The organism is Pseudacidovorax sp. DMC4 (assembly GCF_056314265.1).
Genome location: NZ_JBQUYR010000011.1, coordinates 159263 through 172709, shown reverse-complemented (window position 1 = coordinate 172709; position 13447 = coordinate 159263). Strand labels below are relative to the sequence as shown.

The window sequence follows — 13447 nt, the reverse complement described above, 5'->3', positions numbered from 1 at the left end:
CCGACACGACGCCGATGCCCGCGCGCCATGCCGACACCGCCGCCGCCGTCTGGCGCATCGAGCGTGGCCGCCTGGTGGGCGCGGCGGCCAGGCTGCTGCGCGACCTGGACGAGGCCGAGGACTGCGCGCAGGACGCCCTGCTGGCCGCCCTCGATGCCTGGCCGCGCGATGGCCCACCCGCCAACCCGGCAGCCTGGCTGATGACCGCCACACGCAACAAGGCGCTGGACCGCCTGCGCCGACGCGCCATGCTCGAGCGCGAGCATGCGCAGCTTGCCGCCGACGACGAAGCCCTGGGCGCGCAGGTGGTGCCCGACTTCGCCGATCAGCTCGATGCCGCGCGCGACCAGGCCGCGATCGGCGACGAGCAGCTGCGGCTGATCTTCATCGCCTGCCATCCGGTGCTGCCGCGCGAGTCGCAGGTGGCGCTCACGCTGCGCCTGCTGGGCGGACTGGAGACGCACGAGATCGCGCGCGCCTTCCTGCTGCCCGAGGCCACGGTGGCCCAGCGCATCGTGCGCGCCAAGAAGGCGCTCAAGGGCCAGCCCTACGAGCTGCCCGATGCGGGCGAGCGGACGCAGCGACTGGGGGCCGTGCTGGCGGTGGTCTATCTCATCTTCAACGAAGGCCACAGCGCGGGCAGCGGCGCGAGCCTGCTGCGACCGGCGTTGTGCGACGAAGCGCTGCGCCTTGCGCGGCAGCTGCAGCATCTGCTGCCCGACGAGGCCGAGGTGCATGGCCTGGCGGCATTGCTGGAGATCCAGGCCAGCCGCCTGCCGGCCCGCCTCGATGCCAAGGGCCGCCCCGTGCTGCTGCCGGATCAGGACCGCCGGCGCTGGGACCGCCTGCTGATCCAGCGGGGGCTCGGCGCGCTGGCGCGGGCCCAGCGGCTCGACCCCGATGGCCCCTACACATTGCAGGCCGCCATTGCCGCGTGCCACGCGCGCGCGGCACGCGCCGAGGACACCGACTGGCACGCCATCGTGGCCGGCTACGACCGGCTGCTGGCGCGCCATCCATCGCCGGTGGTGGCACTCAACCGGGCCGTCGCGCTGAGCTTTGCCGATGGCCCCGTTGCCGCGCTGCCCGTTCTGGAGGCACTGGCCGGGGAGTCGCAGCTCCAGCGCTATCCCTATCTGCACGGTGCGTGCGCCGACGTGCTGGAGCGGCTGGGCCGCATCGCCGAGGCGCGCGAGGCCTACCGCCAGGCGGCGGACTTGACGCAGAACGAGGCCCAGCGCGCGCTGCTGCTGTCGCGCATGCAGGCGCTCGCCCACTGACCGAGACCCGCGGGCGCACGATGTCGCGCCCGCCCGCTGCGCCGCCGCCCACATCACGTTGCCCGGCGCGCGGCCGGCAGTCGGACGCCCAGTCCCCGCTTCCTAGAATGCCGCGATGACCGACGACGCGCCCCGCCGAAGCCGCCGCAGCAGCGGGGCCGTGACCCTGCATGACGTGGCCCGCCTGGCCGGCGTGGCGCCCATCACCGCCTCGCGGGCGGTCAACACGCCGTCCCAGGTGTCGGCCGACGTGCTGCGGCGCGTGCAGGAGGCGGTGGCCAGCACCGGCTACGTGCCCAACCGCATCGCGGGCGGCCTGGCCTCCTCGCGCAGCCGGCTGGTGGCGGCGCTGGTGCCCACCATCTCGGGCCCGGTGTTCCAGAACGCGATCCAGGCGCTGATCCAGACCCTGGCCGACCACGACTACCAGCTGATGCTGGGGCAGTCGGGCTACGGCCACAGCCGCGAGGATGCGCTGCTGGAGGCCATCATCAGCCGGCGGCCTGACGGCATCGTGCTCACCGGCATCATGCATTCGGCCCAGGGGCGCAAACGCCTGGCCGCGGCGGGCATCCCGGTGGTGGAGACCTGGGACCTGACACCCACGCCCATCGACATGCTGGTCGGCTTCTCGCATGCCGAGGCGGGCCGGCAGGTGGCGCTGCTGCTGCATGCCAAGGGCCGGCGCCGGCTGGCCATCATCGCGGGGGACGACGAGCGCGCCAGTCGTCGCACCTCGGCCTTCGCGGAGGCGGTGCGCAGTCTGGGACTGCCCGAGGCGCGGCACATCCGCGTGCCGGCGCCCACCACCATGCGCAGCGGCCGCCTGGCGCTGCGCGAGCTCCTGCAGTCGGGCGAGACGGTCGACGGCATCTTCTGCAGCTCCGACCTGCTGGCGCTGGGCGTGCTGGCCGAGGCGCACAGCCAGGGCATCGCGGTGCCCGAGGCGCTGGCGCTGGTGGGCTTCGGCGACCAGGAATTCGCGGCGGACTCGCATCCCGCGCTGACCTCGGTCCACATCAAGGGCGCCGCCATCGGGGAGCAGGCGGCGCGCTTCATCCTCGACCGGGCCGAAGGCCGCCGCGTCGAGCAGCCGGTGATCGACATCGGCTTTTCCATCATCGAGCGCGAGACGACCTGAGGTCTGGCGGCAAGGCCAAGGCGCTGCCGCACTAGGGCAAACCCGAGAAGCAAATGAAATCGGTAGCGCTACCATCTCGCCGCACTTGGTAGCGCTACCGGTTGGCTCTGCGCGCTTGCGTGCCTGGTGCCCCAGGACCTGCAGGCTGTCCGCGGTGCGCCTCGACCTTCCCCATTCCTTTCTTCCGGAGACCTCGCATGAAAAAGTTGATCGCCTGCCTTGCCCTGGCCGCCACGGCTGCGGCGCCCGCCCTGGCCCAGGGCTGGCCCAACAAAACGATCAACCTGATCGTTCCCTTCCCGGCCGGCGGCTCCACCGACATGGTCGCCCGCGCCATCGGGCCCAAGGTCACGGCCGCGCTCGGCCAGCCAGTCGTCGTCGACAACAAGGCCGGGGCCACCGGCACCATCGGCGCCACCTTCGTCAAGCGCGCCGCGCCCGACGGCTACACCTTCCTCGTCACCTCGCTCGGCCCGCTGGTGATTGCGCCGCACCTGATCAAGGGCGTGCAGTACGACGCGCTGAAGGACTTCGACACCATCACCGTCGCCGTGCAGGCGCCGAACGTGCTGGTGGTGCCCGCCAACTCGCCCTACAAGACCGTGGCCGATGTCGTGGCCTTCGAGAAGGCCAATCCCGGCAAGATGAGCTTCGGCTCCTCGGGCACCGGCTCCAGCGACCACCTGACGGCCGCGCTCTTCTGGCAGCAGACCGGCACCTCGGGCCTGCATGTGCCCTACAAGGGCGGCGCGCCGGTGATCACCGACCTGCTGGGCGGGCAGGTGGATGCCTCGTTCCAGAACATCAACGCCGTCATCCAGTACATCCGCGGCGGCAAGCTCAAGGCGCTGGCCATCACTTCCGACAAGCGCTCCACGCTGCTGCCCGACGTGCCCACGCTGGGAGAGTCGGGCATCAAGGGCGTGGACGTCTACTCGTGGCAGGCCGTCGTCGGACCCAAGGGCCTGCCGGCCGACGTGCGCAAGAAGTTCCACGATGCCGTCGTCGCCGCGCTGAACGACGCATCCGTCAAGGAGCCGTTCGCCGCGTTGGGCTTCGAGATGGTGGCCAACACGCCCGAGCAGTTCGCGGCCTTCCAGCAGAAGGAATACGCGCGCTGGCAGAAGGTCATCGAGACCGGCAAGATCAGCGCGGAGTAAGCCACCGTGCTGGACCGAGTCACGACGGCGATGGCCGTCGACACGCCGCGCATCGCGTCGGTGCAGGCCATTCCCGTGGCCGGGCGCGACAGCATGCTGCTCAACCTGAGCGGCGCGCACGCGCCCTTCTTCACCCGCAACCTGCTGCTCGTGACCGACAGCGCCGGCCACACCGGCGTGGGCGAGGTGCCCGGCGGCGAATCCATCCGCCAGGTGCTGGAGGAGTCCGCGCCGCTGCTGGTGGGCCAGCCCGTCGGTGCGCTGCGCCAGTTGCTGCAGAAGGTCGAAGCGGCCTTCAGCGACCGCGACGTCGGCGGCCGTGGTTTGCAGACCTTCGACCTGCGCACCACGGTGCATGCGGTCACCGCCATCGAGTCGGCCCTGCTCGATCTGCTGGGCCAGCATCTGGGCGTGCCCGTGGCGGCCCTGCTCGGCGAAGGCCAGCAGCGCGACCACGTGCCCGTGCTGGGCTACCTGTTCTACGTGGGCGACCGCCGCCGGAGCAGCCTGCCCTATGCCAGCGAACCCGACGCGCAGGACGACTGGCTGCGGCTGCGCCACGAGGAGGCCCTCACGCCCGAGGCGGTCGTGCGCCTGGCCGAGGCAGCGCATGCGCGCTACGGCTTCGAGGACTTCAAGCTCAAGGGCGGCGTGCTCGCCGGCGATGCCGAGGTCGATGCGGTGACCGCCCTGCACGAGCGATTTCCGCAGGCGCGCATCACGCTCGACCCCAATGGCGCCTGGCTGCTCAAGGACGCCGTGCGCCTGGGCCATCGCATGAAGGGCGTGGTCGCCTATGCCGAAGATCCCTGCGGCGCCGAAGGCGGCTTCAGCGGGCGCGAGGTGATGGCCGAGTTCCGCCGCGAGACCGGCCTGCCCACCGCCACCAACATGGTCGCCACCGACTGGCGCCAGATGGTGCATGCGCTGGCGCTGCAGTCGGTGGACATCCCGCTGGCCGATCCGCATTTCTGGACCATGGCCGGCAGCGTGCGCGTGGCCCAGACCTGCCGCGACTGGGGCCTGACCTGGGGCTCGCATTCCAACAATCACTTCGATGTGTCGCTGGCCATGTTCACCCATGTGGCCGCCGCGGCACCGGGGCGCATCACGGCCATCGACACCCACTGGATCTGGCAGGACGGCCAGCGCCTCACGCGCGAGCCGCTGACCATCGCCGGCGGCCAGATCGCCGTGCCGGCACGCCCGGGCCTGGGCATCGAGCTGGACATGGACGAAGTGCACAAGGCGCATGCGCTCTACCGCGCGCACGGCCTGGGCGCGCGCGACGACGCCATCGCCATGGGGCATCTGGTGCCCGGCTGGCGCTTCGATCCCAAGCGGCCCGCGATGGTGCGATGAGCCGTGGGCGGGCCAACGCCCGCCCTTGCCGAATCCGCGAAGCCGTCGCCCAAGAACGGCCGCAACGAGCCACCCACAACGAGTCGGAGAAGACAGTGAAATCCATCCTCAGAAGCGGCACGTCGTCGCTCGCCCTGACCGTCGCGGCCGCCGCCGCGATGCTTGCCGCCTGTGGCGGTGGCGGGGGCAACAACAGCGGGGCCGCGGCGCTGCTGCTGGCGGCCTCCGGCGGCACAGGGGGCAGCGGCACCACCAGCCCCTCGACGCCGGGACAGACCGATCCGGTCACCCAGACGACGCCGCCGCGCCAGGCGGGCCTGGTCTACCAGGCCCCGGTCACCGAAGGTGGCAACGGCGGCTCGGTCGTCAAGGTGGCCGTGCTGGCCGCCTCGGGCCCGGTCACGCTGACCACCGCACCGCTGGCGACCGATGCGGCGCAGGCGCTGGTGGCCAAGCTGGTGCCCGGCAACCTGGTGGACTGGGTGGCGGGCAGCACGGCGGACAGCGTCGTCACGGCCGACGTGGCGGCCGACACCTTCAACGTGATCCTGCGCAAGGGCAGCTCGGCTGCGGCGCAGTTCAACCTGGCCCGCTATGGCGCGGCCGTCTCGCGCCGGGGCGACGAGCCCGGGCCCATGGTGGCCGCGGGCTGGGTCTACGGCAAGACCGGCACGAGCGTGACGGTGGGCGATGGCCGCGTGGTGACCGCCGACCAGGCTGGCCGCGCCTACAACCCGCCGATCAAGCGTTACGAGGAAAGCTACACGCTGGCGCCGGACGTGAAGGTCTACAACGTCAACACCGCCGACTACAGCCAGAGTGCGGCCTCCACGCTCGATGCGCTGCCCGTCACGGCCAATTACGACTACGCCACCACCAGCCGCCAGGCGGCGTACCTGCTCTTCGACCAGAACTACAAGAACGCCGACAAGGCCCGCGTGGTCGCCATCTGGTACTTCACGCCGACTTCGACGAGCGATGGCAAGCCCGTGTGGGACGTGCCGTCCAACAGCCCCATGCTGGCGGACAAGGGCACCGACCCGGTCTCGGGCCAGGCCTACGTCAACATCAACGCCACCACGCCCACCACGGCACCGTACGCGCGCAGCACCGAGCCCTTCGAGATGGTGAAGAACACCATGTACTACGTGGGCGACAACGAGGTGGCCTCGTACCTGCTCGTGGCCGACATGGGCACGCCCGACGACAAGTCCGACGACAAGGTCATCAAGGTCGACGCCGGCTGGCCCAACAGCGGCTACCAGTACTGGAAGAACATCGAGCTGCTGGGCCTGGACCCGCGCTCGGTCACCGACATCTGGCTCACCCACGGCCATTCGGACCACTACGGCACCGTGGTCGAGCAGCTGCGCATGATGGACAACGCCGGCAAGCCCGTGGCGCTGTGGGCCTCCAAGGAAGACGTGCAGGGCATCAAGGCCGACCTGCAGGGCAACACCTTCGACATCACCGGCGCGCTGCCGGCGACCGAGACGGTGATCCGCGCCCGCACCACCAACTTCTACGAATACGACAAGTGGTACGACTACGGCAACGTGAAGATCATGGTGATCTGGGCGCCGGGCCACACGCCGGGCACCACCAACATGCTGTTCAAGGTGAAGAACCCGGTCGACGGCCAGTTCTACACCTTCGGCTACCACGGTGGCTACGGCTTCAATGGTCTGACCTCACCGACGGAGGCCAACGGCTGGCTGCGCCTGTCGTACCAGCATGGCTTCAGCTATCTGCAGAACAGCATCACGGCGGACTTCGTCAGCCCGCAGCACACCAACCAGTTCCCCATTGTCGAGGTGTACCAGGCGCTCAAGGCCTACAACCGCGACCCGGCCAACGCCGGCCGGCAGCTGACCATGATGGACGCCATGCAGTCGAAGGTGTATGACTCGCCGTCCATCAACGGCACGAAGATCACCAGCGAGTTCGCCAACCAGCTGGAGAAGCGCCGCTCGGTGGCCTCTTACAAGGCCAGCGACGCCGCCAACAGCAGCTACAAGAGCATCGAGACCGCGGGGCCCTTCAAGCCGGGCCGCGAGAACGGGCTCGCGTCGGTGCCGGCGCGCATCCTCGACGACGCACGCATCGTGCAGGGCTTTGTCGGTCCGCAGAACAAGAACCCGGCCATCCCGCTGCTGGCCAATGGCATCGTGACCGCCACCGACCAGTACGTGAACGATCAGGGCGGTTACTACGTCCAGGTGTCGCTGGAGGTGCTGGACAACGGCCCGTACCGCGGCTTCATTCCCGAGGGCTACACCCAGTTCAGTCCCGGCCTGAACCGCAGCATCGTCTACAAGGGCGGCCCGGTGGAGTCGGTGCATGCGGCCAAGGGCACGATCCGTCCGCCCGAAGTGCTGCGCACCCAGCGGCTGGGTTCGCTGGCCGACGCCGTGCGCATCCTGGGCACGTTGCAGAAAGGCGCGACGGTGACGCTGTCGCTCACGCCGGCCAGCGAGATCGTGGTGCCGGCCGATCCGACCAAGACCTTCCAGTGAGCGTGCGGCCCGTCGTGCGCCGGGCCTGCCGGCAGGGCGCCGCCGTCGCCATGATGGCGGCCGCCCTGGCGGCCGCCCTGGTGGCCGCACCGGCCGGCGCCACGTCGCGCAGCGATGCGCGGGCGGCCGCCGCCGCCTTGGCCGAGGGCCAGCGCCTGCAGCGGGGCGAGGGCGTCGCGCCCGACCCGCAGCGGGCGCTGGCGCGCTTCGAGGACGCATCGCGCCTGGGCTCCGCCGACGCGGCCTATGCGCTGTCGCGCCACTACCGCGGCCTGACCGGCCTGGCCAATGATCCGCAGCGCGCCCGCGAGCAACTCCAGCGGGCGGCCGAGCGCCAGCACCTGCAGGCGCAGGTCGAGCTGGCCTTCCTGCATCTCAACGGCATGCCGCCGGTGCCACGCGACCTGGATGCGGCATACCGCTGGTTCTCGGTGGCGGCCCGCCGCGGCTCGGTGGCCGCGGCCTGCCAGCTGGGCGATTTCCACCAGCAGGGCTGGGGCGGCGCCACACGGAGCGCAACGCTGGCCGTGGGCTGGTGGCGACGCACGGCCGACAGTGCCGATGCCTGCGCCGCGCATTCGCAGTTCGCGCTCTACCGCGCCTACCTGACGGGCGAGGGCGTGCCGCGCCATGGTGCCCGTGCGATGGCCTGGCTGGAGAAGGCGGCCGAGTCGGGCGACGTCCGCGCGCAGCGGGCCCTGGGCCGTGCCTACGAGCGCGGCGAGGGCGTGCCACGCGATGCCGGGCTGGCCCGCCACTGGCTGCGCAAGTCGCGCGAGGGCGTGGCACCGCACGACGACCATGAGCACGACCTGCCCAGCTTCGCCGGACCGCTGCTGTTCCAGAAGCTGGCGCCCTTCCAGCCCGACCGTCCGCCATAACGCGGCAACCGACCATGATGCTGTCGCGAAGAATCCTTCTTGCCGGCGTGCTCCAGGGCGCCGCCTGGGCCGCCTGGGCCCGCGAGCCCGGCTACCGCACCATCGGCTGGGATGCCCTGCTGCCCGAGGGCTGGGACCCCTGGGCCGAGTTCAGCGCCGGCGGCGTCGACCTGCGCCGGCTGCCCGACGACGACCCGCGCGCCAAGGCCGCCCTGGCGCGGCTGCGCCGTGTGTGGGATCAGGCGCCCACCAATGCCGCGCTGGACGGCGCCCTGGTGCGCCTGCCCGGTTATGTGGTGCCGCTGGAGCAGACGGCGCAGGGCCTGCGCGAGCTGCTGCTGGTGCCGCACTACGGCGCCTGCATCCACACGCCGCCGCCGCCGGCCAACCAGATCGTGCATGTGCGGCTGGATACGCCTGCGCGCTCCGTCGGCACCATGGACACCGTCTGGATCAGCGGCCGGCTCCAGGTGGCACGCTCCGAGACCAGCGAGGCCGTCAGCGGCTGGAAGCTGGCCGGTCAGCGCGTCGAGCGCTACACCGGCACGCCGTCGACGACCGGCCTGCGCTGAGCGGCCGCGCGCACGGCATCGCCAGGCGCGGCGCTCAGCCGCCCACCGTGTGCGAGCCCGTGGGCCCGTCCAGCACGTCGCGCACCTTGCGCGCCAGGTCCACCAGCCGGTAGGGCTTCTTGATGATCTCGAACTCCGCGGGCGCCACCGGGTCCAGGCTGCCCAGGTCGCGATCGAAGCCGGTGGTCAGCAGCACGCGGGCCGAGGGCCGCAGCTTCTGGATCTCGCGCGCCAGCGTATAGCCGTTCATGCCGCCGGGCATCACCACGTCCGAGAAGAGCAGGTCCGGCTGCTCGAAGGGCGCCAGGCTGCGGAACAGCGTGAGCGCCTCCTGCGCGGAGGTGGCCATGCGCACGGTGTAGCCCAGTCCTTCCAGCATCTCGCGGGCGAGCAGGCCGACCTCTTCGCGGTCTTCCACCAGCAGGATGCGCTCGTCGCCGCCGCGGTAGTGGGCTTGCACGCCGCGCACCGCGGCAGTGGGCCGCGCCTCGACGGTGGGGAAGTACATGCGCACCGTGGTGCCCATGCCCAGCTCGGAATAGAGCGTCACCGTGCCGCCCGACTGCTTGACGAAGCCATACACCATCGACAGGCCCAGGCCGGTGCCCTTGCCTTCCTCCTTGGTGGTGAAGAAGGGGTCCATCACGCGGCCGAGCAGCGCCTTGTCGATGCCGTGGCCGGTGTCGGTGACCGACAACGTGGCATAGCGGCCCGGCGGCAGGCCGGCGAAGGCCGTGGCGTCGTCCTCGCCCACCTCCACGCTGGCCGTCTGCAGCGTGAGCGTGCCGCCCTCGGGCATGGCGTCGCGCGCGTTGACCAGCACGTTGAGCAGCGCCACCTCCAGCTGCGTCGGGTCGAGTTGGCAGTTGCCGATGTTCTCTTCCAGTCTGAACTCGACGTGGATCTGCTCGCCCAGCGTGCGCACCGCCAGGTCGGTCATGTCCTTGGTCACGGCATTGAGGTTGATCACGCGCCCGCGCAGGCTCTGCTTGCGCGAGAAGGCCAGCAGCTGGCTGGTGAGCTTCGAGGCCTTGCTCACCGCCTCGCGGATGTTTTCCACGCCGCGGCGCACATGCTCGGGGTCGAGTTTGTTCATGCGCCCGCGCAACTCCAGCAGGTCCAGGTGGCCCGACATCACCTGCAGCAGGTTGTTGAAGTCGTGCGAGATACCCCCGGTGAGCTGGCCCAGCGCCTCCATCTTCTGCGCCTGGGCCAGGCCGTCCTCGGCGTCGCGACGCCGGCTCACGTCCAACTGCGAGGCGAAGAAGTACACCAGTTCGCCTGCCGGGTTGAACACCGGCGAGACGAAGAGCGCATTCCAGAAGGTGCTGCCGTCCTTGCGGTAGTTGAGCAGCTCGATCTGCACCTCGGTGCGGCTCTCGATGGCTTCGCGGATCACGGCGACCGAGGCGCGGTCGGTGCCCGGGCCCTGCAGGAAGCGGCAGTTGGTGCCCATGATCTCTTCCGGCGTGTAGCCGGTCATCGAGAGGAAGGCGCGGTTGGCGAAGACGATGGGGTTGTCGGGCTGCCGCGGGTCGGTGACCAGCATGGGCATGCGGGTCATCTCGATGGCGGCGAAGAAGATGTCGTCCTTGTGGTCCTGCACCTCGCGTGGGCCGCCTTCGGCACGCACGGGTTTGCGGTCGTCGTTGAAGGGGGGTTTTTCGGGGGTACGGGTCACGGGCGAAGCCTCCGCGGATTGCGTTGCGGCAGGATCGTCCGGTGGACGAGGGCGCCGCCCGTGTAGGACGGCAGTCAGAGCCGCCGTCTGGCGACCGGGTCCTACGGTCGCGCGGCGTGGCGGCCGAACCCAAACGTCGGCGCCCGCGCGCTTGCGCGGGGCCGGCAGGTGCGCGGGGGTGGCCTCAGCCGGGCATGCCCAGCCGCGTGCGCACGGCGTCGGCGTCGCGCAGGAACTCGATGCCGCGCACCGTGCCCTGGTCGAGCACGAGCAGTGTCAGCGTTCCCGCCTTGCGCGGCAGGGCGGCCGTGACCTGGGCATCGCGCACCAGACCGACGGGGAAGGGCAGGTCGCGCATCTTGGGCATCGCGAACATGCGGGTGATGACGGCCGGCATGCCGCTGATGTCGGCCAGGTACACCAGGCGCTGCTGGGCCAGCACCTCCGGATGCGCCTTCAGGGCCTCGGTGGCGACATCGCCGGCCGCCTTGTCCGCCGCGAAGAGCACCAGCCGGGTGCTGGCGTCCACCACCACGGGGCGGTCGAACTGGTCGTTGACCGAGAGGGGCGGCAGGGCGCTGCCCACGGCAAGTTCGGACTCGGCGGCGCCGGCTCCGGGCAGCAGCGCGACTGCGAGCAGCGCGGCGCCCGCGCGCAGGGCGTGGCGACGGGACGCCGTTGCGTCCAGGGCCAGTGGAAGGAAGAAGGGGGCGGATCGTTGGGTCATGCGAAAGGAAAAGGGAGAGTGCAGGCGTGGGCGGGCCGCCTGTGCAAGGCCGCCCAGCATAGGCGCCCGGCCATGCTCCAACCTGAACGGCGCCGCGGCGCCTGCCAACGCCGAGTGGGCGCGTTTCGGCAGGACGTGCGGACCTGACGGACTTGTCCAACCTTCTCAGGCCGGCAGTCGCGCCCCGGCCTCGCGCCGGTTGACCTCGTGGAACAGCCCGCGCAGCCAGCGGTTGGCCGGGTCGTTCTGCATGCGCCGGTGCCAGAACTGCTGCACCTGCAGCGGCGGCGGCTTGAAGGGCAGGGCCAGGGTGCGCAGCGGAATGTGCCGGCCCACGGCGGTGGCGATGTCCTGCGGCACGGTGGCCACCAGCTCGGTGCCGGGCAGGAGGGCCAGCAGGCTCATGAAGTGCGACAGCTCCAGCGTCACCTGCCGCTGCCAGCCCTTGGCGTCCAGGAAGCGCTCCAGCAGGTGCTCGCGGCCATCGGGCCGCACCACCACATGCCGCGCCGCCAGGTACTGCTTCAACGTGGGCCGATCGCCCAGGGCCGTGTGGCCCGCACTGGTGATGCATTCGTACGTGGTGGTGAACAGCGACTGCTGGAAGTAGCCGGCCTTCTGCAGGTCCGGGAAGAAGCCGATGGCAAGGTCCGCCTCGCCCTTCTCCAGCGCGTCGGCCGCCGCGGCGCGGGCGCGCGAGACCGCATGCAGCCGCACCCCCGGTGCCTCGTGCTGCAGCCGCCGCAGCACGCCGGGCAGAAAGGCCACCTCGCCGATGTCGGGCGTGAGCAGGGTGAAGCTGCGCTGCGCCTGGGCGGGTTCGAAATGGGGCGATTGCAGGATCTCCTGCTGGATGGTCTGCACCACCCGCCGCACCACCGGGGCCAGCTGCTGGGCGCGCGGCGTGGGCTCCATCTGCGCGGCGGTGCGCACGAACAGCGCGTCGTCGAACACGCCGCGCAGCCGTGCCAGCGCACCACTGGTGGCCGACTGGCTCAGGCCCATGGCCTCGGCGGCCCGGTTGACGCTGCGCGTCTGAATGAGGGTGTCGAACAGCACCAGCAGGTTGAGGTCGACCGAACGGATATCCATGAAACCGATTTTAGGAATCGGCCGCATCGTCTGTACAGGATCAGGCCCGCTTCCTACGATCCGCCGCAACCGCAACGACGCTGGCCACCCGCAACCCGCGGCAGCCGCGCGAAGGAGACAAGACGATGAGTTCCCCCTGGATCGAGGGCCTGCGCAGCGTGGCCCTGTTCGTGCCCGACCTCGCCCGTGCCGAGGCCTTCTACACCCAGACCTGGCACCTGGCCGTGGCCCACCGCGGCGACGGCGTGCTCTACCTGCGCGGCACCGGCGACGACGCCTACCTGCTTGCCCTGCACCAGGGCGGCCATGCGCCCCAGGTGCGGCAGGTGACGCTGCGGGCCCGTAGCCGCGAGGCGCTCGACACCCTGTGCGAGACGGCCGTGGCGGCCGGCGGCACGTTGCTCGCTGAGCCGCATGCGCTGACCAAGGACCCGGCCGGCGGCATCGGCATGAAGTTCAAGGACCCGCACGGCCGCGTCTTCCAGGTGGTGCATGGCGACGCGCGACGCGAGGCCGACCCGCCCCAGGCCGACATGCCGATCCGCCTGACCCATGCCGTGCTCAACAGCCACGCGGTGGACGACACCAAGGCCTTCTTCGAACGGGCGATGGGCTTCCGGCTCGCGGACCGCACCGGGATCATGGCCTTCATGAACTGCAACCGGGACCACCACACCCTGGCCATCGGCATCACCGACAACGACGCGCTCAACCACATCGCCTTCCTGATGCCGGACTTCGAGTCGGTGATGCGCGGGGGTGGCCGCATGAAGGACGCGGGCCATCCGATCCAGTGGGGCCCCGGCCGGCATGGCCCGGGCAACAACCTCTTCAACTATTTCATCGACCCCTTCGGCGTGGTCATCGAATACACGGCCGAGGTGGAGCAGGTGGACGACAGCTATGTCTCGCGCGGGCCCGAGCACTGGAAGTGGCCGCCCGGCCGCATCGACCAGTGGGGCATTGCGCCCATGCCCGGCCCCGAACTCAAGGCGGCGCAGCGGCAGGTGCTGTTCGCGCCGGCCTGAGCGAGGC

The 13447-nt window shown here is 70.8% G+C and carries 11 protein-coding genes; 8 read left to right on the top strand and 3 right to left on the bottom strand.

Annotated elements, in window-relative coordinates; genetic code table 11:
* The first annotated feature begins 14 nt into the window (after window positions 1–14).
* From ACT54X_RS20585 to ACT54X_RS20555, 7 genes are all read left to right on the top strand, one after another.
* Window positions 15–1280 (top strand): RNA polymerase sigma factor, encoded by a 1266-nt coding sequence (locus tag ACT54X_RS20585; protein ID WP_476348263.1) that lies wholly within the window; start codon window positions 15–17, stop codon window positions 1278–1280.
* Window positions 1281–1395: 115 nt separating this feature from the next.
* Window positions 1396–2421 (top strand): LacI family DNA-binding transcriptional regulator, encoded by a 1026-nt coding sequence (locus ACT54X_RS20580; protein WP_476348261.1) that lies wholly within the window; start codon window positions 1396–1398, stop codon window positions 2419–2421.
* A gap of 197 nt (window positions 2422–2618) precedes the next feature.
* Complete coding sequence (locus ACT54X_RS20575) at window positions 2619–3581, top strand: Bug family tripartite tricarboxylate transporter substrate binding protein (RefSeq protein WP_476348259.1); 963 nt, start codon at window positions 2619–2621, stop codon at window positions 3579–3581.
* Between the two features lie 30 nt (window positions 3582–3611).
* Complete coding sequence (gene gudD, locus ACT54X_RS20570; protein ID WP_476348317.1) at window positions 3612–4943, top strand: glucarate dehydratase; 1332 nt, start codon at window positions 3612–3614, stop codon at window positions 4941–4943.
* A gap of 95 nt (window positions 4944–5038) precedes the next feature.
* Entirely contained in the window at window positions 5039–7459 is a 2421-nt protein-coding gene (locus tag ACT54X_RS20565; protein WP_476348257.1) for an MBL fold metallo-hydrolase, read from the top strand.
* Window positions 7456–8340, top strand: a complete 885-nt coding sequence (locus ACT54X_RS20560; RefSeq protein ID WP_476348256.1) for a tetratricopeptide repeat protein — start codon at window positions 7456–7458, stop codon at window positions 8338–8340. Before ACT54X_RS20565 ends, ACT54X_RS20560 begins: the two co-directional genes overlap by 4 nt.
* A 14-nt stretch (window positions 8341–8354) precedes the next feature.
* Window positions 8355–8912, top strand: coding sequence for a DUF3299 domain-containing protein (locus tag ACT54X_RS20555; protein ID WP_476348254.1), 558 nt, complete (start codon window positions 8355–8357; stop codon window positions 8910–8912).
* 34 nt (window positions 8913–8946) lie between these two features.
* On the opposite strand, the gene ACT54X_RS20550 is transcribed toward ACT54X_RS20555, so the two are convergent.
* The 3 genes from ACT54X_RS20550 to ACT54X_RS20540 all read right to left on the bottom strand — a co-directional run bounded on the left by ACT54X_RS20550 (window position 8947) and on the right by ACT54X_RS20540 (window position 12412).
* On the bottom strand, window positions 8947–10593 hold the full coding sequence (locus tag ACT54X_RS20550; protein ID WP_354319503.1) for a histidine kinase famiy protein: 1647 nt from the start codon (window positions 10591–10593) through the stop codon (window positions 8947–8949).
* Between the two features lie 184 nt (window positions 10594–10777).
* A complete protein-coding gene (locus ACT54X_RS20545; protein WP_476348252.1) occupies window positions 10778–11320 on the bottom strand; it encodes a hypothetical protein in 543 nt (180 codons plus the stop codon).
* 165 nt (window positions 11321–11485) lie between these two features.
* Complete coding sequence (locus tag ACT54X_RS20540) at window positions 11486–12412, bottom strand: LysR family transcriptional regulator (protein WP_476348250.1); 927 nt, start codon at window positions 12410–12412, stop codon at window positions 11486–11488.
* 125 nt (window positions 12413–12537) lie between these two features.
* On the opposite strand from ACT54X_RS20540, the gene ACT54X_RS20535 reads away from it, so the two are divergent.
* A complete protein-coding gene (locus ACT54X_RS20535) occupies window positions 12538–13440 on the top strand; it encodes a VOC family protein (RefSeq protein ID WP_476348248.1) in 903 nt (300 codons plus the stop codon).
* Window positions 13441–13447: the final 7 nt, after the last annotated feature.

What these genes read in the sequence shown, in the direction of transcription:
- ACT54X_RS20585 (WP_476348263.1), top strand. Translation starts at nt 15, where the DNA reads ATGCCCGCGCGCCATGCCGACACCGCCGCCGCCGTCTGGCGCATCGAG.
- ACT54X_RS20580 (WP_476348261.1), top strand. Translation starts at nt 1,396, where the DNA reads ATGACCGACGACGCGCCCCGCCGAAGCCGCCGCAGCAGCGGGGCCGTG.
- ACT54X_RS20575 (WP_476348259.1), top strand. Translation starts at nt 2,619, where the DNA reads ATGAAAAAGTTGATCGCCTGCCTTGCCCTGGCCGCCACGGCTGCGGCG.
- gudD (WP_476348317.1), top strand. Translation starts at nt 3,612, where the DNA reads ATGGCCGTCGACACGCCGCGCATCGCGTCGGTGCAGGCCATTCCCGTG.
- ACT54X_RS20555 (WP_476348254.1), top strand. Translation starts at nt 8,355, where the DNA reads ATGATGCTGTCGCGAAGAATCCTTCTTGCCGGCGTGCTCCAGGGCGCC.
- ACT54X_RS20545 (WP_476348252.1), bottom strand. Translation starts at nt 11,320, where the DNA reads ATGACCCAACGATCCGCCCCCTTCTTCCTTCCACTGGCCCTGGACGCA.
- ACT54X_RS20540 (WP_476348250.1), bottom strand. Translation starts at nt 12,412, where the DNA reads ATGGATATCCGTTCGGTCGACCTCAACCTGCTGGTGCTGTTCGACACC.
- ACT54X_RS20535 (WP_476348248.1), top strand. Translation starts at nt 12,538, where the DNA reads ATGAGTTCCCCCTGGATCGAGGGCCTGCGCAGCGTGGCCCTGTTCGTG.